Origin of the sequence: Actinomadura sp. NPDC000929 (assembly GCF_040492065.1) — a bacterium.
In the GTDB taxonomy this organism is placed as follows: Bacteria; Actinomycetota; Actinomycetes; order Streptosporangiales; family Streptosporangiaceae; genus Spirillospora; species Spirillospora verrucosospora.
Map to the genome: position 1 here is coordinate 1 of NZ_JBEUPA010000158.1, position 18,833 is coordinate 18,833.

The window sequence follows — 18,833 nt, forward strand, 5'->3', positions numbered from 1 at the left end:
GAGAGGCGCACCCGACGGCCGAAGCGGTCGAGGTTGCATGGCTGACCACCGACGACGTCCGGGCGCTGATGGCTGAGCCGTTCGCCGTGCGGCTCCTGGACTCGGTCGCTGGCGGCGCCCCGGCCGTCCGGACCCATGACGGACACGACCTACTCGATTAGCCACACGACTAATCGCTGACGGCCCGTGCCCAAGAGCATGGGCCGTTGTGCTTGCTTGCACGTTGCGCGTTTACCGCGCAACTCCCGTAATCGTCTTAGGTATTCCGTCGGGGCTGTAATGATTATGCGGCACACCGCTTCTGTGAGGGCCGGTGTGTCGGCACAGCATTTACGCGATCTATGGACTGGCTTGAGAAATGACAAAGCCCGGCCGTGGCGGGCCGGGCCGGGCCGTAAGTCGAAGACTGACATCACCCTCGAGGCCGGCAGGCTCTCGTTCCCGGACCTGTGTCGCGCGTACCTGTCGTTTCGCGACGTCATCGGGGTGAGGCACAGCAAGCGGTGGGCCGAGGTCGTGCCGGTGACCGGACAAGCCGTCCGGTGCCGACTCCGGAACGCGCGCAGGCGCCACCCGAAGTTTCAGGCGAGCACCGGCCGCGCCTTCTGGAGCGGGGCGTGGCCGCGCAATCTGGAGACCGACGCTGCGCCGAGCGCAGGCCAGAACGTCTGGGATCTGCCAGAGACGGTGGAGTCGCTGGCCGAGAGCCGCAGCTGACAGGGGGAGGAACGGCATGGATGCGCCGGACTGGATCGCGCTGAAACCAAGGAAGGGGCCCGGCGTGCCGGGCCCCTTCAAGTGGTGCCCGGCAGGCCGGACACCTCAGGTGGTCACCGCCGCCTTTCAGCGGCGATGCGGTTGGCGATCATGGTGCTGATGCCGATGGTGAGCAGTACAACGCCGAAATCGACGATGTAGTAGTAGAGGATGCGGTCGTTGATGGTCTCCAGAAAGGTGACCATCAAGCCGAAGCCCCCGCACAGGGCCAGGATGGAGACCGCGGAGTCACGACCCATGCGACCTCCGGCCAGCCCCCCGATGATGCCGCCGGCGAAACCGGCGATGGCCCCGGTGAGGATGGGGTACCAGGCGCCGGGGACGGTGAAGGCGGCGGTCGGGTCTGCGGCCCAGACGCCGAGGGTCAAGGCCGCGACGAGGACTCCGAAGATCGCCCCGCCGGTGCCGAAGGCAGTGGTGGTGAGTGCCGTGCGAGCGCGCTTGTGCATGGTCTCTCCTTTGGTGACGTCCCATCGCGATGACGGGAAACAGTAGAGACCGTCCTCTGTTTAGGTGCAGCGGCAAGTCAGTGGCGAGGTCAGAATGTGCTGTTGCCGCTGCCTCAACAACGGTAATTTCCAACGCTGGTTTAGCTGTACCCCTTTAGGGCCCGACCCTTTTCTCCATGCTTTGCCGTCGGCTCTCTGCCTCGAGTAGCGCATATCCCCGGTCAAGGTTGTTGCCGCCTGTCAAGCACTCGCCGACGAACACGACCGCTCGCAGGCCACGATCCGTGCCCGCTGCCCCACGTCGCCTGCGACAGTGCGTCAAGCCGCAGTCGGCCATCCGGCGGCGGAAGCGATCGGGTGCTGTGGTGACCGTAGCCGCGCCCCTCGTTTGTGCGGGGTCGACGGGACGCACTGAAGTCGAAGCGCTCAGCGGCCCGCAGGGCGCCGATCATCTCTCGCCCTTATTTGGGGGGCCTCGGGCGAGCGGGTTATCGGCCGCTGTCGTCGATGCTGTAGCCGCGTGGAACGTGCTGGCGACTTCTCACCTCGTCAATGTTTCCCTTAAGGGAAACCTTCCGCGAAGGGTTACAAGGCAGGGTCTACCCTCATCTTGCCCTGCGGTGATGTGATGACCGGCCCGGAGCACCAGAGAGCGCGGCCTCGTTGCCGTGCGTGTGCGCCTTCTGGGTGAGGGGACGGGGTCAGGACTTGGAGGGTTTGGGGGGGGCTGCTCGGCGTTGGTGTGCTTGTCGACGTTGGCGGTGGGGCGGTCTGCCCAGGGACGGGCCTAGGGAGGCCGCTGACGCAGGAGTCAACGAAGAACTGCCGGACCTGCTCGCGCCACTCAGTAGATGTGCTGCCTGATTTATCGGCTGGGATCTCGTCATCCTGAAGGCCGTCGTAGGCGGCGTTACAGCGTTTCGCGTCGATCATTGCGCCCTGGGCGGCGAGGAGCATGGCGCCGATGATGATCGGGGGGATGGGGTTCACGGAGAGCGTTGTGCCCATGTGTGATGGCCGTGTCACGGGTGCGGCCGGTTGCAGCATGCGGGTTGACGGGGACGTGTCGGGTCGGTCGCTGGTTCACCCCCGCCGGGCAGAGGGCCCGATCCGGCCACGTTCCCTTCCTGCGGCGAGGAGCGGCTGAGCGGATCAGCGGAGTGCCCCTAGGTTGTCGGAGCAGGCCCTTAGAACGGACATGTAACCGTTGAGTGGAGGTCGCTGATGAAACCGGTCGAGGTCACTCCTCCTGGCGTGCCAGCGAAGGACGACCCGCAGGTCAAGACGGCGATGGGGGTGTGGGACGGGCTGACTGCGGAGGAGCAGCGGGAAGTGTTCCGGTCGCTGTTCAGGGTTGTTGCCGCGTACGGCCACTCGAAGGATATTGACCACCTGACGCGGTTTGCGGAGAGTGTTGACCGGATGGTTCGTCTGGAGTCAACCACCGATCTGCGTCAGCGGATCCGCGACCAGCGGGCGGCGGTCCCCGAGCCGGCCGACCCCGCCGCCGTCGAGAATCTGTTGAGGCGCCTGGAGGGGTAGCGATGCGCCCGCTGCGGCTCACCAAGACGACGTGGAAAGTCGTGGCCGAGTGGGCGGGAAGCCAGACCCCGGAGAAGCAGCGTCTGGCCGCGAAGTTCCTGCGGGCGCTGCTGGACGGGTCGTGGGTGGCGGAGTTCGATAACACCCCGACGAGCCCTGAGGTTGTGACGGTGTTGCTGGATTCGCCTCGGGTCCCGGCGTACATGACGATCTTCGAGGCTGATGGTGTCGAGTTCGGTGAGGTCTTCGCGATCGAGGACGATCCGCAGGCCGGGGAGTATTTCGATACCGGTGAGCGGCTGGGGGTGGACCCGGAGCCGGAGGCGGGCCTTGACGGTGATGGGCGGCGGCCCCCGCCGGACCCGCCAGAGTTGTATCCGGAGCCTGGTGAGGGGCCGGAGGAGTTCGCTCAGAGGGTGCAGGAGTTTCGCCGCTCGAGCTGAGTGGCCGTTGGCTGTCGCAGGTGTCGCTGACGATCGTCTGGGCTCAGGGTGGGCGTATCTGCCCGCCTTCTGCGGAAGGCGCGCCGCGCCCCCACACCAGCTGGCTCACTGGCTACCCGTGGTCTCGTCGGGCTTCCTCGCTCCGGGGACGCCCGGGGCTGGAGCCTGCTTGCCGCCTGAGGCCGGCGCCGCGGCGGGGACGTGGTGTGCGATTGCCCCGACAGCGGACAGCAGGACCATCAGCGGCAGGACGAGCGCGCCCCACCCTGCGGCGTGGATGACCCAGGTGTCGGGGTCTTTCCAGCCGGTGGAGGTGCTGGTGAGGACGAGGCCCGCGGTGATGGATGCTGCCGCGAGATAGGCCAGGGTGCCGCCTGCGAGTTGGTTGACGCGCCGCCGCTGCCGCTTGTCGAGCTTGTCTTTCTGGCTGCGCGAGGACCGTCGGGTGCGTACAGCCAGCACGACTCCGGCAGCGATGAACACTAAGCCGGTGGCGACCATCGACGCGGCCGGGAGGTTGAAGGCGTCGCCGTTCAGTGTCCGGTAGAAGCTGACGGCGGACATGGTGATCATCACTGCGGTGAGGGTGAGCGCGAAGTAGATGAGTGCGGTCAGGAACGTGAGTGCTTCCTGGGTGTACCTGCCAAAGGAGACCAGAACCCAGGACAGTGCGACACACAGCGCGATGATGGCTGTCCCGAGGATCCCGCCGATGATCGTGTGGGCGGTGCGGGCGCGTAGGCAGACCTGGTCGCCTGAGATCCCTGCGGATAGGTAGGCGAGGGCGATGAACGCGAAGAACGCCGTGAGGAGGGTCCGGTATAGCCGCGACCGCCGGGTAGGTTCCGGGCCTGGCCAGCGTCGGTCAGGGAGCAATAGGGAGCCGTGGATTGGGGTGGAAGGGGTGGACGCCGACGGACGGTATTGGGTGGGCCTGGCGGCCGGGCGTCGATGCCGACGCACGCCGCCACGTCGCCGGAGCTCCAGGGGAGATGGGCATAGGCACTAGCGAGAGTCCCTCACCCTGCTCGAAGATCTTCGGCCGGTCCATGGGCCACTTGGGGTGGAACTTCGCGGTGCTGCGGAGCTCATGCCCCAGCGCGTTCCAGCTGATCCCGTACCCGGCGCGCTGCCCGAACAGGAACCTGGCCGCGATGGCGCCGTCCAGCAGCGGTGCCAGCACCTGCGCGAGGTCGGCGGCGGTGGTGACCTTTGCCGAGTCCGGGCCCTCCACGAGCTCGCCCGCCCCGGGCTCCGAAGTGGTGAGCCGGGATCGCCGGTAGCAGCCGCTCTTCGAGAGCGCCAGCGGGTCCGTGCGCGTCAGGTCGGGCCGCACCTGCCACAGGTGCACCACGTCCCGCTCATGCGGCGCCGCAGCCGGGTCACGGAGGATTAGGCCCCACTCCCAGGCCTCGGAATGAGGGATTGGGCACAGCGCGTGAGCGCGCGGCGATCGATGCGTGGATGGGGGAGGGGAGCCCGAGGGGAGCCAGGGAGAACGGGACTGCCCTCGTTCAGGGCGGATCCGTTGGCACCGTTCAGCACGGCAAGACGGCCGTATCGGGCGGGAACAGGCGGGGCCATCATCAGCCATCACCATCCGATACGTTTTCGGTGGTACTACTAGGGGTTCGAGTGCACGGTGTGATCCGGAAATGCCGTGATTCGACGGGCAGGTCAGGGGGCGGCGAGTGCGGGTGTACTCCATCCCGATGCGGACGCGGTTCCGCGGCGTGACGCGGCGGGAGGGCGCTCTGCTGCGGGGCCCCGCCGGCTGGGGGGAGTTCTCGCCGTTCGCCGAGTACGGTCCGGCCGAGTGCGCCCGCTGGCTGGCCGCCGCCCGGGAGGCCGCGTGGGAGGTCTGGCCCGCGCCCGTCCGCGACCGGATCCCGGTGAACGCGACGATCCCGGCGGTCGGCCCGGAGCGGGCCTTCGAGATGACGCGCGAGTCCGGCTGCCGCACCGCGAAGGTGAAGGTCGCCGAGCGCGGCCAGAGCGACGCCGACGATCTGGCCCGGGTGGAGGCCGTCCGCGCGGCGATCGGACCGCGGGGCAGGGTCCGGATCGACGCGAACGGCAGCTGGGACGTCGATCACGCCGCCCGGATGATCAGGTCGCTGGACCGGTGGGAGCTGGAGTACGCCGAGCAGCCCTGCGCGACGCTGGAGGAGCTGGCGGCGGTGCGGTTCCGCGTGGACGTGCCGATCGCGGCCGACGAGTCGATCCGCCGCGCCGAGGACCCGCTGAAGGTGCGCGCGGCGGGCGCCGCCGACGTGGCGGTGCTGAAGGTGCAGCCGCTCGGCGGGGTCGCGGCGTCGCTGCGGGTCGCGGAGGCGTGCGGGCTGCCGGTGGTGGTGTCGAGCGCGGTGGAGACGTCGGTGGGGCTGGCGGCGGGGGTGGCGCTGGCCGCCGCGCTGCCGGAGCTGCCCTACGCGTGCGGGCTGGGGACGCTGCCGCTGCTGGAGGGCGACGTCGTGCGCGACCCGCTGCGTCCGGTCGCGGGGGAGATCGAGGTGCGCCGGCCGGCGGTGGACGAGGAGGCGCTGCGCCGCTGGGAGGCGCCCGACGGGGCGTGGCGGAGCCGGGCGCTGGCCGCGCAGGCCCATCTGGACGGCCCGGCGGTGGTGGAGGTGGCGCCGTGAACCCGGCGACCGCGCTGGCGAGCGTCCTGGTCGACGAGTTTCAGCGGTGCGGGATGACCGACGTGGTGCTGGCGCCGGGCTCGCGGTCGGCGCCGCTGGCGCTGGCGCTGCACGCCGCCGAGGAGGCGGGCGGTCTCCGGCTGCACGTGCGGATCGACGAGCGTTCGGCGTCGTTCCTCGGGCTGGGCATGGCGAAGCGGTCGGGGCGCCCGGTCGCGCTGGTGTGCACGTCGGGCACGGCGGCGGCGAACTTCCATCCGGCGGTGGTGGAGGCGCACGAGTCGGGCGTCCCGCTCATCGTGATCACGGCGGACCGGCCGCCGGAGCTGCGCGCCACGGGCGCGAACCAGACGATCGACCAGGTGAAGCTGTACGGGACGGCGGTGCGGTGGAGCGCCGAGATCGGCGTCCCGGAGAACCGTCCGGGCATGGTGGCGTACTGGCGGTCGCTGGTGAGCCGCGCGTGGGGGCTGGCGCAGGCGCCCGTCCCGGGGCCGGTTCACCTGAACGCGGCGTTCCGCGAGCCGCTGATCCCCGACGGCGACGAGACGTGGTGCGAGCCCCTGGACGGGGACGCGACCGGCGCGTGGACGAAGGTGCGCCCGGCGACGCCCGGGTCGGTGCTGCACGTCCCGCCAACGCGGCGCGGTGTCCTGGTGGTCGGGGACGGTGCGGTGAACGTCAAGCGGTACGTGGCGGCGGCGTCGATGGCCGGCTGGCCGGTGCTCGCCGAGCCGAACGGCAACGCCCGCTACGGCGACCACGCGCTGTCGTCGCACCATTTCCTGCTGGGCGTCCCGGAGTTCGTGGAGCGGCACCGTCCCGAGGTGGTGGTGACGCTGGGCAAGCCGGGCCTGTCGCGCCCGCTGCTGTCGCTGCTGCGCCGCGCGGAGGAGCACATCGTCCTGGCGCCCGACCTGGCGCACTGGCCCGACCCCGTGCGGTCGGCGACGCAGGTGGCGCCCGAGGTCGAGATCCCGGTGGTGTCGGGCGACGACACGTGGCTGAAGTCGTGGCGGTCCGCCGACCGGGCCGCGGCCGAGGCGGTGGACGCTGTTCTGGACGCCGTCCCGGAGGTGAGCGAGCCGCGGCTGGCCCGCGACATGGTCGCGGCGCTGCCGGGCGGGTCGCTGCTGTTCACGGCGGCGAGCATGCCGATCCGCGACCTGGACCAGGTGATGCGGCCGCGGCGCGGTATCCGGATCATGGCCAACCGGGGCGCCAGCGGCATCGACGGGCTGGTATCGACGGCGATGGGCGCGGCGCTGGTGCACAGCGGCCGCTCCTACGCCCTGCTCGGCGACCTGGCGTTCCTGCACGACCAGAACGGCCTGATCCTGGGGCCGCGGGAGCGGCGCCCCGACCTGGCGATCGTGGTCGTGAACAACCAGGGCGGCGGGATCTTCTCGCTGCTGCCGCAGGCGGCGCTGCGCGGCCCGTTCGAGCGGGTCTTCGGGACGCCGCACCAGGTGGACCTGGAGGCGGTCGCCGCCGCGCACGGCGTCCCGTACCGGCGGCTCGCCGCGGCCGCTGACCTGCCGAAGGCGCTGGCGGGGGAGGGGCTGCGGATCATCGAGGCCCGCACCGACAGGGAAGCGAACGCGGCCCTGCACGCCGACCTCCGCCAGGCCGCCCACGCGGCCGTCCGCGACATCCTCGCCTGACCGAGAGCCCACCCGCACGAAGGACCGACACCCGTCCGCGATACTTTAACCCTCAAATTACATTGTAAAGGCTTCGGGCTGGACGAGCGATCACTCCTCCAGCCCGAAAAAAACCACCACGACAACAGGACTGTGCTTGCTGTCGGCTCCACGTCCCACAAGCCCATACGTCATGCAAGGGCAGGCCGCGCGGGCTCGTGTCTGACGCTCCGCAGCAATGCCAGACGCATCTGGACGAACTCGAATCGCCGACCTGCAGCGCGGTCGAGTCGACATGGCCGTTCATCGTCCGCGCGCCGCGGTGGCCCCGGCTGGTCGTCCTACGCCTCGCGGATGCGGTCCGCGCCGATGGCGACTCCGACGATCGTGCAAGGTTCGGTGCCTCGGTTGTGCCAGGCGTGCCGGGTGCCGTTCTGGACGAGCACGTCGCCCGCCCGCAGTACCGTCTGCTCGCCGTCGTCGAGTTCCAGTGTGGCCTCGCCCGAGACGACCAGGACGTAGTCGATGCTGTCGGTGGTGTGCATTCCCGGGGTGCCGGGCTCGTTAGCGGCCAGAGCGCCCGGCATCCGCCGCTCCAGCTCTTCCAGGGCCGCGGCCGTGTCGACGCCCGGAGCCGGGGCCGGCTCGCCCGGCGGAACCGTGTTGATCATGAAGCGGGATCCGTTCCGGGGCGGGTACCACGCCTCGGCGGGGCGGGGTGCGCCGTCGTCGGGGAAGACGGGCCGTTCGTCCCGGCCCCACAGCCGGAAGAAAGCGCAGCCGGGCATCAGCTCTGAGGTGATGGGCTCGACATCGCGGTCGTCCACCACGCGGGACCTGCCCTGGGCGTCGTGTCCGGTGACCACGCGGCGGATCGTCGGAGGTTCCAACTGATCATCCTTAGTACGGTGGCGTATGGATACGGGTGCGTATCCATACGCCACCGTATCCAGCGTCCGCCGACCGGTCAATACGCTGGCGTATCCTGTGTTCCGTGGTGAACGAGTCGACCCGGCTGTCCGCCGAGGACTGGGCGCGGGCCGCGCTGAAGGCGATCGCGGGCGGCGGCCTCGCCGCGGTGGCGGTCGAACCGCTGGCGCGGACGCTCGGTGTGACCAAGGGCAGTTTCTACGCGCACTACCGGAATCGGGACGAGCTGATCGCGGCGGCCCTCGCGGAGTGGGTGCGAACCCACGGCGAAGGCGGGCTCGCCGAATTCGCCGCGATCGCTGATCCGGTGCGGCGCCTGCGCGAGCTGCTCACCATCGTCGTGGAGTCCGTCCAGCCGCTGGCGCCGTCGGTGCACCTGAGCCTGCTCGGCGATCGCAACGACCCGCGGGTCAGGGACGCGGTCGGGCAGGTGAACCAGGCCCGGCTGGAACTTCTCGCCCGTACCTACCGCGAGCTCGGGCTGCCGCCGGACCGGGCGACCTCCCGGGCGCGGGTCGCCTACGCTGCCATCCTCGGCCTGCTGCACCTGGCGCAGACCGATCCGGACGCCCCGCGCTCCGCCGCGCTCGCCGACGAGGCGACCGCCATCTTCCTGCCGTCATGACGGTGCGCGCCGCCTGAGGCCGGGGGCGGTCCGAGGGGCGACGCTCCCGGAGCCCCCGGGTCAGCCGAGGAGGCGCTCCCGCAGGGTGTCGGTGTCCTCGTCGGTCCAGCCGTGCCCGGAGAGCCAGCCGAGGGTTCCGCCGTGCTCCTCGTCGATCCGGGCGAGGAACTTCTCCATGATGGCCGCGTGGGGCTGGTGGGTGTCGGCCGGACGGGAGTCGAGGTCGGCCGCGTAGGTGTCGCTGCCGCGCAGCCGGCCCAGGACCGCTTCGAGGCGGTCGCCGGTCTGGGCGTAGTCGGCGACGATCGCCTCGCGGGTGACGCCGACGACGTCGAGGGCGAGGGCGCAGACGACTCCGGTGCGGTCCTTGCCTGCGGCGCAGTGGACCAGCGCGGCTCCGTCGGTGCGGGTCATGACGCGCAGGGCGGCGACGACGGAGTCGCCGCGGTCGGCGAGGTAGCCGAGGTAGTGGCCGGTGGAGCGGTCCTGTTCGGGGCCGTCGGAGGGGCGCTCCTGCCAGGGCAGGGCCTTGTCGACGTCGGCGGCGACGTCGGTGTGGCGGCCGCCCTCGGCGAACAGTGAGAGCTGGTGGATCGTCACCGACGGCACGCGGGTGAGGGGGCCGGGTCCTTCGAGGCGCACTTCGGCGTCGCTGCGCAGGTCGATGACGTTCTTGAGCGCGTAGTCGTCGAGGAGGATCCGGACGTCGGCGACCGAGAGGTCCTGGAGGTTGTCGGAGCGCAGGACGCGCCCGAGCCGGGTGGCGCGGCCGTCGGCGGTGGGGAGGCCGCCGAGGTCGCGGGCGTTGACGGCACCGTCCAGGTCGATCCACCGAGAGTCATCTTCCATGACTTGTGACCCTATATGGCGGCACCCTCCGCGCTCGGGGGCAGGGGCCCGCTGTGCCGGGGTGATCAACTTGGCGGATGAGGGAGCCGGGCGGTACCGGGACCTGGGAGCCAGACGGTGAATGGCTCCGCAGCGGGGCGACCGGGCGGTCTCACTCTCCATAGCTTTCGAGGAGTCTTCTTCCATGCGTTCAGCGTGACGTTCCACCCCCTGGTGAATGGAGTCTCTATGCCCGCGACCCTGTCCGCTCCGTCCCGGCCTGCCGAACGGTCGGCCGGCAGTGATTTCGCGCCGCTGGCGCGGCGCGTCCGCAGCAGTGGGCTGCTGGATCGGCGGCGCGGTTACTATGCGCGGGCGATCGGGTTGAACCTGGCGGCGACGGCAGCGGTGTGGGGGGCGGTCGCGTGGGCGGGGGCCGGGTGGTGGACGGTCCTGCTGGGGATTCCTCTGGCCGTGCTGTCGGCGCGGGCGGCGTTCCTCGGGCATGACGCGGGGCACCGGCAGATCGCGCGGAGCGCTCGGGCGAACCGGTGGCTGGGGCTGCTGCTGGGGAACCTTCTGCTGGGGATGGGGCACGGGTGGTGGAACGACAAGCACAACCGGCATCACGCGAATCCGAACCATGTCGACAAGGACCCCGATGTGGGGGAGGGCGTGCTGGCGTGGACCAGTGAGCAGGCGGAGGGCAAGCGGGGTGTTCTGCGGTGGGTGGCGCGGCACCAGGCCGCGTTGTTCTTTCCGCTGCTGACGCTGGAGGGCGTGAACCTGAAGCTGGGCAGCCTGCTGTTCCTGCGTGGGCGTTCGCGGCGGGACCAGGTCCTGGAGGGCGGGCTGCTGCTCGTCCATGCGGTGGGGTATCTGGGGCTGGCGTTCGCGTTGCTTCCGGTGGGGCAGGCGCTGGCGCTGGTCGCGATTCAGCACGCGGTGTTCGGGGTGCACCTGGGTGCGGTGTTCGCGCCGAACCACAAGGGGATGGCGATGCCTGGGCCGGGGGAGCGGTGGGGGCATCTGCGCCGGCAGGTGCTGACGTCGCGGAACGTGCGGGGCGGTCTGGTGACGGACTGGCTGATGGGGGGTCTGAACTACCAGATCGAGCATCACCTGTTCCCGGGTGTTCCGCGGTGCAGTCTGCGTCGGTTGCAGCCGCTGGTGCGTGAGCACTGCGCGGCGGTGGGGTTGCCGTACGCGGAGACGGGGCTGGTGGAGTCGTACCGGCTGGCGCTGGGGCACATGCGTGAGGTCGGGGAGCCGCTGCGCTAGGGCGGGGCTATGCTCCGGGCCATGCCCGAGGGACACACGATTCACCGTCTGGCCGTCGAACATCAGCGGATGTTCGGCGGCCTCGCCGTTGCCGCGACGAGTCCGCAGGGGCGGTTCGCCGAGGGGGCGCGGTGGTTGGACGGGCGGGTGCTGTCCGAGGCGGACGCGCACGGCAAGCATCTGCTGCTGGGGTTCGACGATGACCGGATCCTGCATGTGCATCTCGGCATCTACGGCAAGTACGCGTTCGGGGAGGGGCCGGCGCCGGCCCCGGTCGGGATGGTGCGGCTGCGGCTGGAGGGCGGCGGGCACTATGCGGATCTGAGGGGTCCTAATACCTGCGAGCTACTCGAGCCGGGTGAGGTGAAGCTGCTGCGTGATCGGCTGGGGCCGGATCCGTTGCGGGGGGACGCCGATCCGGAGGCGGCGTGGCGGCGGATCAGCCGGGCGCGGACGCCGATCGCGGTGCTGCTGATGGATCAGTCGGTGGTGGCGGGGCCGGGGAACATCTACCGGGCGGAGGTGCTGTTCCGGCAGGGGATCGATCCGCGGCTGCCGGGGCGGCGGTTGAGCGCGCGGCGGTGGGCGGCGCTGTGGGACGACCTGGTGGGTTTGATGGCGGCGGGGGTGCGTGCGGGGCGGATCGACACGGTGCGGCCGGAGCATACGCCGGAGGCGATGGGGCGTGCGCCGCGGGTGGACGGTCATGGCGGGGAGGTGTACGTGTACCGGCGGGCGGGGCTGCCGTGCCTGGTGTGCGGGACGGCGGTGGCGTCGGGGGAGGTGGCGGGGCGGAACCTGTTCTGGTGTCCGGGGTGCCAGCCGCCGGTGGGGTGAGGGGGGACAGCCCCCCTTTTGATCTTGGGGTGTGCCTGATCGTGCGTGGTGGGGTGGCGGTTCTAGCGTTCGGGCATGGTTTCGACTCTGCGTAAGCGCATCGCTGTGGCGCTGGGGGTGGCGGCGTTGCTCGCCGCCGATGTGGCTCCGGCGGTGGCGCGGCCGGTGGGTTCTGTGGAGGGGTTGCGTCGCGATACCGAGGCGATCCGCGCTCTTGGTGTCAGTGGTGTGCAGGCCCGGGTGGTCGCGGCTGACGGCCGGCAGTCGGTCGCCGTCAGCGGGACCGCTGATCTGGGTACGGGCCGTCCGGTCTCTTCTGAGGGCTTCTTCCGTATGGCGAGCACGTCCAAGACGCTGGTCGCCGTGGTGGTTCTCCAGTTGGAGGCCGAGGGGCGGCTCTCTTTGGACGACAGCGTGGAGCGCTGGCTGCCGGGGGTGGTGCGGGGGAACGGGAACGACGGCGGCCGGATCACGGTTCGGCAGTTGCTTCAGCACACCAGCGGGATCCACGACGATCTGCCGGGGTACAGCACGCCGGGGGAGTACTACCGGCAGCGCTATGACGTCCATGAGCCTGAGGAGCTGGTGGCGCGGGCGATGGCTCATGCGCCGGACTTCGCGCCGGGGGAGGGCTGGGCGTATTCCAACACCGGTTATGTGCTGCTGGACATGGTCGTCGAGAGGGTGACCGGGCGGCGCGCCCATGAGGAGATCGGGGACCGCGTCCTGCGTCCGGCCGGGCTCGACCGGACGCGGTGGCTGGGGACGTCGCCGTCGTTGCCCCGGCCGCATGCCAGGGCGTACCAGTTCTTCGGTCCCGGTGCGCGGGTGGATGTCACCGATCAGGTGACGGTGGACTACGGGAACCTTTCGTGGGTGACGACGACTCGGGATGAGAACCGTCTGTTCCGTGTGCTGCTTTCGGGTCGTCTGCTGCCGGCGCGGCAGTTGGCGGAGATGAGGCGGACCGTTCCGGTGAGTGCGGAGGTCGAGCGGATGTGGCCGGGCGGCCGGTACGGGCTCGGTCTGGTCGAGCGTCCTTTGAGTTGCGGCGGGACGTACTGGGGCCATGAGGGTGGGGACGGCGGTTACATCACGCTCAACGGTGTGACCGGTGACGGGAGGCGGAGCGCGGTGGTGTCGATGTCGGAGGCGCGGGGGGACTCGCTGGAGCACGTCCTGGAGCAGGAGGGCGCGGCCAGTGCTCTGATCGACCGTGCGCTGTGCGCCGGGGGGTCTGGCGCTTCGTGAGCGTGGCGCGGGGGTCGGGCGCGGTGAGCTTGCGGACGCGTCGGCGGAAGTTGGTCGGCCCGGGATGATTCACACATGCCGGGCCGACTCTGGCGACGCCGCCTCAGGCCGGGGCGGTCAGGCGGATCGAGGCGAGTTTGGCCGGGTCGACGACGATGTGGATGCCGGTGATCCGGCCTTCGGTGACGGTGAAGGCGATGACGGAGAGGGGCGTTCCGTCGGCGCGCCACGACATGTGGCCGGGGATTCCGTTGACCAGGACGGGCCGGTGGCGGGCGGCTTCGCCGGAGAACATGCGGGCGCCGGCGGCGACCTCGGTGGCGCCGAGGGTGACGACGATGCCGCCGGGGGTGTCGACGGTCAGTTCCACGTCCGGGTCCAGGACGCGCAGGAGCGCCTCGAAGTCGCCGGTGACGGCGGCGGCGCGGAACGCGCGGACGGCCTCTCGGTGCTCGCGGCCGGGACCGGCCGGCCGGTCCGTGGCCTGGACCTTCCGGCGGGCGCGGCTGGCGATCATCTTGGTGGCGCCGGCGGTCTTGCCCAGGATCTGGGCGATGTCGCGGAACGGGACGGCGAACATGTCGTGCAGGACGAACGCCAGGCGCTCGCTCGGGGTGAGCGAGTCGAGCACGACGAGCAGGGCGAGGCCGACCGAATCGGCCAGCACGGCCTGCTCGTCCGGCGCGGGGTCGTCCGCGGGCGTCACCACGAGGTCCGCGTACTGCTGCCCGTAGGCGGCTTCGGGGTGGGCTTGGCGTGATCTGAGGACGTCCAGGCTGATCCGGCCGACCACGGTGGTCAGCCAGCCCGCGAGGTTGGCGATGGTCGCCTCGTCTTGGCGGACGAGGCGCATCCAGGCTTCCTGGACGACGTCCTCGGCGTCGGCGTGCGAGCCCAGCACGCGGTAGGCGACGGCGCGCAGCCGATCGCGCTGGGCTTCGAACGCTTCGGTCACGAGGCCGGACGGGTGGGCGGTCACGGCTTTCGCTGCTGACGCAGGGAGATTCGGTTGCCGTCCGGGTCCACTGCCTCGACGCGGATGCCGAACGGGTAGTCCACGGGTTCGGGGTCTGTGAAGGTGACGCCGCGCCGGCGCAGGATCTCGAAGTCCTCGCGCAGGTCGTCGGATTCGAGGATCAGCGGGCCGGGTGCGGCGTGCCGGTCGGCTTCACCCGGCTGTCCGGCGGCCGCCGCGTGCGACCACAGGATGATCTGCACGGGGTTGTCGGGGACGCCGACGGTGAGGAAGCGTCCGTCGGGGCCCGGGAAGTCGATCCGCTTCTGCAGGCCGAGCCCGTCGGTGTAGAACCTCAGCGCGCGGTCCTGATCGGTGACGTAGACCGTCACGTACATGATGTCGGTCAGCATCCTGTCCTCGTTTCGCTCGTCGGTGGGGCGGCCGTTCGTGTTCGGCCGTCACACCCATGACGAGTGCCGGCGGGAGGAGGTAACAGGGTGAGGGTGGTCGGTCTGGCCGTCGATTGCCGCGCTCGGCCTTCTCGTGGGGTTTCGTGTCGGGTGGTGGGTCAGGTCTGGTCGGGGGTGTAGCGGGCGGCGAGGGTGCGGGCGGTGGCGGCGATCATGGCGCGGAGGTGCGGGGGGTCGATGACCTCGACGTCGGCGCCGAGTTTGAGGAATTCGACGTGGGCGTGGCGGACGGATTCGATGGGGAGGGTGGCGTGGACCCAGCCGTCGGGGCCGGGCGGGGTGGCGGTGTCGAGGGCGGCGCGGGCCATGGTGGGCGGGAGGAGGATCGGGGCGCGGGTGAGGCCGTCGGGGGAGAGTTTGACGGTGGCGTGTTCGCGGTAGGCGTCGGCTTCGAAGCGTTCGGCGTAGGCGGCCCAGAAGGCGGCGAGGTCGAATCCGTGGGGGCGGTCGAAGTGGTCGGGGAGTGTGCGCAGGGTCAGGACGCGTGAGATGCGGTAGGTGCGGGGTTCGCGCGCGGTGTCGCCGGGTGTCTCGGCGGTGTCTGTGTCTGTGCCGGTGTGGGGTGGGTCGTCGGGGGCGGGGCGGGCGATGAGGTACCAGGTGCCGGCCTTGAGGACGACACCGAGGGGTTCCAGGTGGCGGGTGACCTGCTGGGGTCGGCGCCAGCGGCGGTAGAGCACCTCGATGCGGCGCTGGTTCCAGACGGCGTCGGCGGTGGCGTGCAGGTGGGGGACGTCGTCGGGGGTGCGGAACCAGCCGGGGGCGTCGAGGTGGAAGCGTTCGCGGATGCGGGAGGCGCGGGTGCGCAGGTCGGGTGGGAGGGCGGCTATGAGTTTGAGTTCGGCGGCGAGGACGTCGCCGAGGCCGAGCTGGGAGGCGGGGCCGGGGAGGCCGGACAGGGTGAGGGATTCGGCTTCGGTGGCGGTGAGGCCGGTGAGGCGGGTGCGGTAGCCGTTGAGGAGGCGGTAGCCGCCGTCGGGTCCGCGGTCGGCGTAGACGGGGACGCCGGCGGCGCTGAGGGATTCGACGTCGCGGTAGACGGTGCGGACGGAGACTTCCAGCTCGGCGGCCAGTTCCCGGGCGGTCATGCGTTCCCTGGTCTGCAGGAGCAGGAGGAGGGACAGCAGCCGGCTCGCGCGCATGGGTCCAGTGTGCCGGTGCCGTGGCCGTGCTGTGGCGCTGCCGGGTCAGCCCTGCAGGGCGTACTGCATGGGGCGGAACTTGGCGCGGGCTTCGGCGAGTTCGGCGTCGGGGTCGGAGTCGGCGACGATGCCGCAGCCGGCGAACAGGCGGGCGCGGGTGCCGTCGATCTCTGCGCAGCGCAGGGCGATGCCCCATTCGCCGTCGCCGCGGGCGTCGACCCAGCCGACGGGGCCGGCGTAGCGGCCGCGGTCCATGCCCTCGAGTTCGCGGATGAGGTCCATGGCGGTGTCGGTGGGGGTGCCGCAGACGGCGGGGGTGGGGTGCAGGGCGGCGACGACGTCGAGGACGGAGCGGTCGGCGGCCAGGCGTCCGCGCAGGGGGGAGGCGAGGTGCAGGACGTTGGGGAGGGTGAGGAGTTCGGGTTCGTCGGGGACGGTGAGGTGGGCGCAGAGGGGGGTGAGGGCGTCGCGGACCATCTCGGCGGCGTAGCGGTGCTCTTCGCGGTCCTTGGCGGAGGTGAAGAGGCGGGCGGCGCGGGCCTGGTCGTCGGCGGGGGTGTCGCCGCGGGCGGTGGTGCCGGCGAGGACGAGGGACTCGATGTCGCCGCCGGTGCGGCGGATGAGGAGTTCGGGGGTGGCGCCGACCATGCCGGCGCAGGAGAAGGTGTAGCAGCCGGGGTAGCGGGCGGCGAGGCGCTGGAGCAGGACGCGGGCGTCGATGGGGGTGTCGGCGCGGACGGTGAGGTCGCGGGCGAGGACGACTTTGCCGAGGTGGCCGGTGTTGTCGGCGGGGCGGGGCGGGGGCGGGGCGCCGGTACGGAGGTGGCCGCGGCGGATGCGGTCGACGGCGGTGGCGACGGCGTGCTTCCAGGCGTGTTCGGGGAGGGCGCCGTCGCTCCAGCGCAGGCCGGTGGGCGCCTGGGGCGGGTTGGCGAGGGTGAGGGGGTCGGTGTCGTCGCCGATGGTGGTGAGCCAGGCGTGGCCGTCGCGGCGGCCGAGGATGCGGCGGGGGATGATGAGGGTGGAGTCGGGGGATTTGGGGTCGAAGCCGAAGGTGCCGAAGGCGACGGGTCCGGAGCCGGGGGCGTTGACGGTGTCGTCGACGGCGGCGGCGCCGAACAGGTCGCGGAGCATGCGGGCGGCGGCGTCGAAGCGGTCGTGGCCGCCGGGGAGGGTGAGGCGGGCGGCTTCGCCCCAGCCGACGATTCCCTCGCCGTGGCGGATCCAGGCGAGCGCGGAGGGGTGCGGAAGCCGCGCGACGAGGTCGCCCGGGTCGGGGATCGGGACGGTGCGGACGGTGAGTCGGTCCGGTGCTGTCACGGCGAGCTTCACGTGAGCCACTGTACGCCAGATTTGAACCTGTTCAAACGGGCGGGGTGGCGGTGGGGGGTGAGGTGTGCGCCACACGGGCCCGGTCGTGCGTATGCCCGTCGGTCCCGTCCCCATGCGCGGGGACGGGACGCGGCGGCGCGGCCGGGCCGGGGTCAGCGGCGGGCGGCGCCGGTGAGCTTCCAGGCGGCGGGCAGCAGTCCGGCGGCCAGCAGGACCTTCAGCGCGTCGCCGGCCAGGAACGGGGTGACGCCCAGGTCGAGGGCCTTGGCGAGGTCGACGTGCAGGGCGGCCATCAGGTAGGGGACGCCGGCGGCGTACATGATGGCGGTTCCGGTGAGCATGGTGCCGATGGTGCGCAGCGGGGTGCGGTCGCCGCCGAGCTGGGCGAGGCGTCCGACGACGGCGGCGGCGGCGACGAAACCGATGACGTAGCCGAGGGTGGGGAACCCGGCGCCGGAGGTGCCGTCGGTGAACCAGGGGACGCCGGCCATTCCGGCGAGCAGGTAGACCAGCATGCCCAGGCCGGCGCGGCCGAAGCCGAGGGCGGCGCCGGTGAGCAGCACCGCGAAGGTCTGTCCGGTCACCGGCACGGGGGTGCCGGGCAGCGGGACCGCGATCTGCGCGGCGAGGCCGACGAAGGCGGCGGCGCCGATGACGAGCGCGGCGTCGCGGGCCAGCGAGCCGGGCAGCAGGTCGCCCAGGACGGCGGGACGCCGCCGGGCAGCGTGGGCAGTAGCCACAGATCCTCCCAAAACGGTTGTGTCAGGCCGAAACCTAGCGAACTGCTTTTCCGGAGTGGACGCCGCGGCCTACAGAAACGAGCGCCCCCGCTTTGTCGCCGCCTCCCGGCCGAGGTCGCCGCGCGGCTCGCCCGCGAGGTAGACCATGTCGGGCTCGCCGCGCGGCACCGGGACGGGCCTGGCCTCCACGGACCCGAACCGGTCCCGCAGCAGCGCCTCGAACGCGGGTGCGGCGCCCGCGCTCCACACCGCGAGCACGCCGCGCGGCGTCAGCAGCGCCGCGAGGGCGTCCAGGCCGGTGGCCGCGTACAGGCGGGCGTTGCCGGGGGTGACGGTCCAGTCGGGGCCGTTGTCGATGTCCAGGCACACCGCATCGAAGGGGCCCGTGCCGGGGGCGGCGACGTAGTCGAGCAGGTCGGCGCGTTCGACGGTGACGCGGGGGTCGTCCAGGGCGCCCCGGGACCAGGGCCGCAGCGCGGTGGCGTGCCAGGCGATGACGGCGGGCTCGCGCTCGACGACGGTGACGTGCTCCACGCCGTCGCCGGTGAGGGCCTCGACGAGGGAGAACCCGACGCCGAGGCCGCCGATGAGGACCCGCGCCGGCCCGCCGGGGCGCCGCGCGGCCGCGTCGAGGGCGGCGCGGACCAGCAGCCGCTCGGACTCGCCGTTGCGGGTGTCCATCAGGAACACGCCGTTGCTGATGATCTCGTAGTGGCCGCCCGCCCGGCGCAGCACCAGTTCGCCGCCCAGGCCGGCGGCGCGCTCGACCACCTCGGCCGGCGCCGCCGTTTCCGCGCGTGTGTCCGAAGCCGATCCCATGATCGCACCCTAGCCGCCGCGGGCCCCGGCCCGGACGGGTTCCCGCAGCCGGGCCGGGGCCGGCCGGGGCTGGGCGGGGGCGGCGCCGTCGGCTACGGTGCCGGGCATGCCCGACATCGAACGG

Annotated in this window: 20 protein-coding genes; 9 read left to right on the forward strand and 11 right to left on the reverse strand. The window is 71.6% G+C overall.

What is annotated here, in order from left to right:
* Positions 1-351: 351 nt before the first annotated feature.
* A complete protein-coding gene (locus ABWI04_RS35610; protein ID WP_353835143.1) occupies positions 352-717 on the forward strand; it encodes a hypothetical protein in 366 nt (121 codons plus the stop codon).
* Positions 718-830: 113 nt separating this feature from the next.
* Here ABWI04_RS35610 and ABWI04_RS35615 read toward each other — a convergent pair whose 3' ends face one another.
* A complete protein-coding gene (locus tag ABWI04_RS35615; protein ID WP_353835144.1) occupies positions 831-1,226 on the reverse strand; it encodes a hypothetical protein in 396 nt (131 codons plus the stop codon).
* A 1,224-nt stretch (positions 1,227-2,450) separates the two neighbouring features.
* On the opposite strand from ABWI04_RS35615, the gene ABWI04_RS35620 reads away from it, so the two are divergent.
* A complete protein-coding gene (locus tag ABWI04_RS35620; RefSeq protein WP_345183894.1) occupies positions 2,451-2,768 on the forward strand; it encodes a hypothetical protein in 318 nt (105 codons plus the stop codon).
* A 2-nt stretch (positions 2,769-2,770) separates the two neighbouring features.
* Positions 2,771-3,211, forward strand: a complete 441-nt coding sequence (locus ABWI04_RS35625) for a hypothetical protein (RefSeq protein ID WP_345183892.1) — start codon at positions 2,771-2,773, stop codon at positions 3,209-3,211.
* A 105-nt stretch (positions 3,212-3,316) separates the two neighbouring features.
* Here the strand turns inward: ABWI04_RS35625 and ABWI04_RS35630 are convergent, their stop codons facing one another.
* Positions 3,317-4,087 (reverse strand): hypothetical protein, encoded by a 771-nt coding sequence (locus tag ABWI04_RS35630; RefSeq protein WP_353835145.1) that lies wholly within the window; start codon positions 4,085-4,087, stop codon positions 3,317-3,319.
* The gene (locus ABWI04_RS35635) at positions 4,077-4,565 is read right to left on the reverse strand and encodes a hypothetical protein (protein ID WP_353835146.1); all 489 of its coding nucleotides are present in this window, start codon (positions 4,563-4,565) and stop codon (positions 4,077-4,079) included. The genes ABWI04_RS35630 and ABWI04_RS35635 overlap by 11 nt, the downstream gene beginning before the upstream one ends.
* A 337-nt stretch (positions 4,566-4,902) precedes the next feature.
* Here ABWI04_RS35635 and ABWI04_RS35640 point away from each other — a divergent pair, with 337 nt between their 5' ends.
* A complete protein-coding gene (locus ABWI04_RS35640) occupies positions 4,903-5,853 on the forward strand; it encodes an o-succinylbenzoate synthase (protein ID WP_345183884.1) in 951 nt (316 codons plus the stop codon).
* Positions 5,850-7,517: a 2-succinyl-5-enolpyruvyl-6-hydroxy-3-cyclohexene-1-carboxylic-acid synthase gene (gene menD, locus ABWI04_RS35645; RefSeq protein ID WP_353835147.1), complete on the forward strand. Its 1,668-nt coding sequence runs from the start codon at positions 5,850-5,852 to the stop codon at positions 7,515-7,517. The genes ABWI04_RS35640 and menD overlap by 4 nt, the downstream gene beginning before the upstream one ends.
* A gap of 320 nt (positions 7,518-7,837) precedes the next feature.
* Here the strand turns inward: menD and ABWI04_RS35650 are convergent, their stop codons facing one another.
* Positions 7,838-8,386: a cupin domain-containing protein gene (locus tag ABWI04_RS35650; protein WP_353835148.1), complete on the reverse strand. Its 549-nt coding sequence runs from the start codon at positions 8,384-8,386 to the stop codon at positions 7,838-7,840.
* Between the two features lie 107 nt (positions 8,387-8,493).
* On the opposite strand from ABWI04_RS35650, the gene ABWI04_RS35655 reads away from it, so the two are divergent.
* Positions 8,494-9,051: a TetR/AcrR family transcriptional regulator gene (locus tag ABWI04_RS35655; protein WP_353835149.1), complete on the forward strand. Its 558-nt coding sequence runs from the start codon at positions 8,494-8,496 to the stop codon at positions 9,049-9,051.
* A gap of 60 nt (positions 9,052-9,111) precedes the next feature.
* On the opposite strand, the gene ABWI04_RS35660 is transcribed toward ABWI04_RS35655, so the two are convergent.
* Positions 9,112-9,900, reverse strand: coding sequence for a tyrosine-protein phosphatase (locus tag ABWI04_RS35660; RefSeq protein ID WP_345183876.1), 789 nt, complete (start codon positions 9,898-9,900; stop codon positions 9,112-9,114).
* 228 nt (positions 9,901-10,128) lie between these two features.
* Between ABWI04_RS35660 and ABWI04_RS35665 the strand changes: the two genes are divergently transcribed.
* The 3 genes from ABWI04_RS35665 (at position 10,129) to ABWI04_RS35675 (ending at position 13,248) form a co-directional block, all read left to right on the forward strand.
* The gene (locus tag ABWI04_RS35665; RefSeq protein ID WP_345183874.1) at positions 10,129-11,160 is read left to right on the forward strand and encodes a fatty acid desaturase family protein; all 1,032 of its coding nucleotides are present in this window, start codon (positions 10,129-10,131) and stop codon (positions 11,158-11,160) included.
* 21 nt (positions 11,161-11,181) lie between these two features.
* A complete protein-coding gene (locus tag ABWI04_RS35670; protein ID WP_353835150.1) occupies positions 11,182-11,997 on the forward strand; it encodes an Fpg/Nei family DNA glycosylase in 816 nt (271 codons plus the stop codon).
* A 75-nt stretch (positions 11,998-12,072) separates the two neighbouring features.
* The gene (locus tag ABWI04_RS35675; protein WP_353835151.1) at positions 12,073-13,248 is read left to right on the forward strand and encodes a serine hydrolase domain-containing protein; all 1,176 of its coding nucleotides are present in this window, start codon (positions 12,073-12,075) and stop codon (positions 13,246-13,248) included.
* Positions 13,249-13,351: 103 nt separating this feature from the next.
* Here the strand turns inward: ABWI04_RS35675 and ABWI04_RS35680 are convergent, their stop codons facing one another.
* From ABWI04_RS35680 to ABWI04_RS35705, 6 genes are all read right to left on the reverse strand, one after another.
* Positions 13,352-14,227, reverse strand: coding sequence for a sigma-70 family RNA polymerase sigma factor (locus ABWI04_RS35680; protein WP_353835152.1), 876 nt, complete (start codon positions 14,225-14,227; stop codon positions 13,352-13,354).
* Positions 14,224-14,616, reverse strand: a complete 393-nt coding sequence (locus ABWI04_RS35685) for a VOC family protein (RefSeq protein WP_353835153.1) — start codon at positions 14,614-14,616, stop codon at positions 14,224-14,226. The genes ABWI04_RS35680 and ABWI04_RS35685 overlap by 4 nt, the downstream gene beginning before the upstream one ends.
* Before the next feature lie 158 nt (positions 14,617-14,774).
* Positions 14,775-15,818, reverse strand: coding sequence for a helix-turn-helix transcriptional regulator (locus ABWI04_RS35690; protein WP_353835154.1), 1,044 nt, complete (start codon positions 15,816-15,818; stop codon positions 14,775-14,777).
* 45 nt (positions 15,819-15,863) lie between these two features.
* A complete protein-coding gene (locus ABWI04_RS35695; RefSeq protein WP_353835155.1) occupies positions 15,864-17,150 on the reverse strand; it encodes an isochorismate synthase in 1,287 nt (428 codons plus the stop codon).
* 152 nt (positions 17,151-17,302) lie between these two features.
* Positions 17,303-17,890: a biotin transporter BioY gene (locus ABWI04_RS35700; RefSeq protein WP_345183860.1), complete on the reverse strand. Its 588-nt coding sequence runs from the start codon at positions 17,888-17,890 to the stop codon at positions 17,303-17,305.
* Between the two features lie 69 nt (positions 17,891-17,959).
* Positions 17,960-18,709 carry a spermidine synthase family protein gene (locus ABWI04_RS35705; protein WP_353835156.1) on the reverse strand — a complete coding sequence of 250 codons (750 nt, stop codon included), beginning with the start codon at positions 18,707-18,709 and terminating at the stop codon, positions 17,960-17,962.
* Between the last annotated feature and the right edge of the window lie 124 nt (positions 18,710-18,833).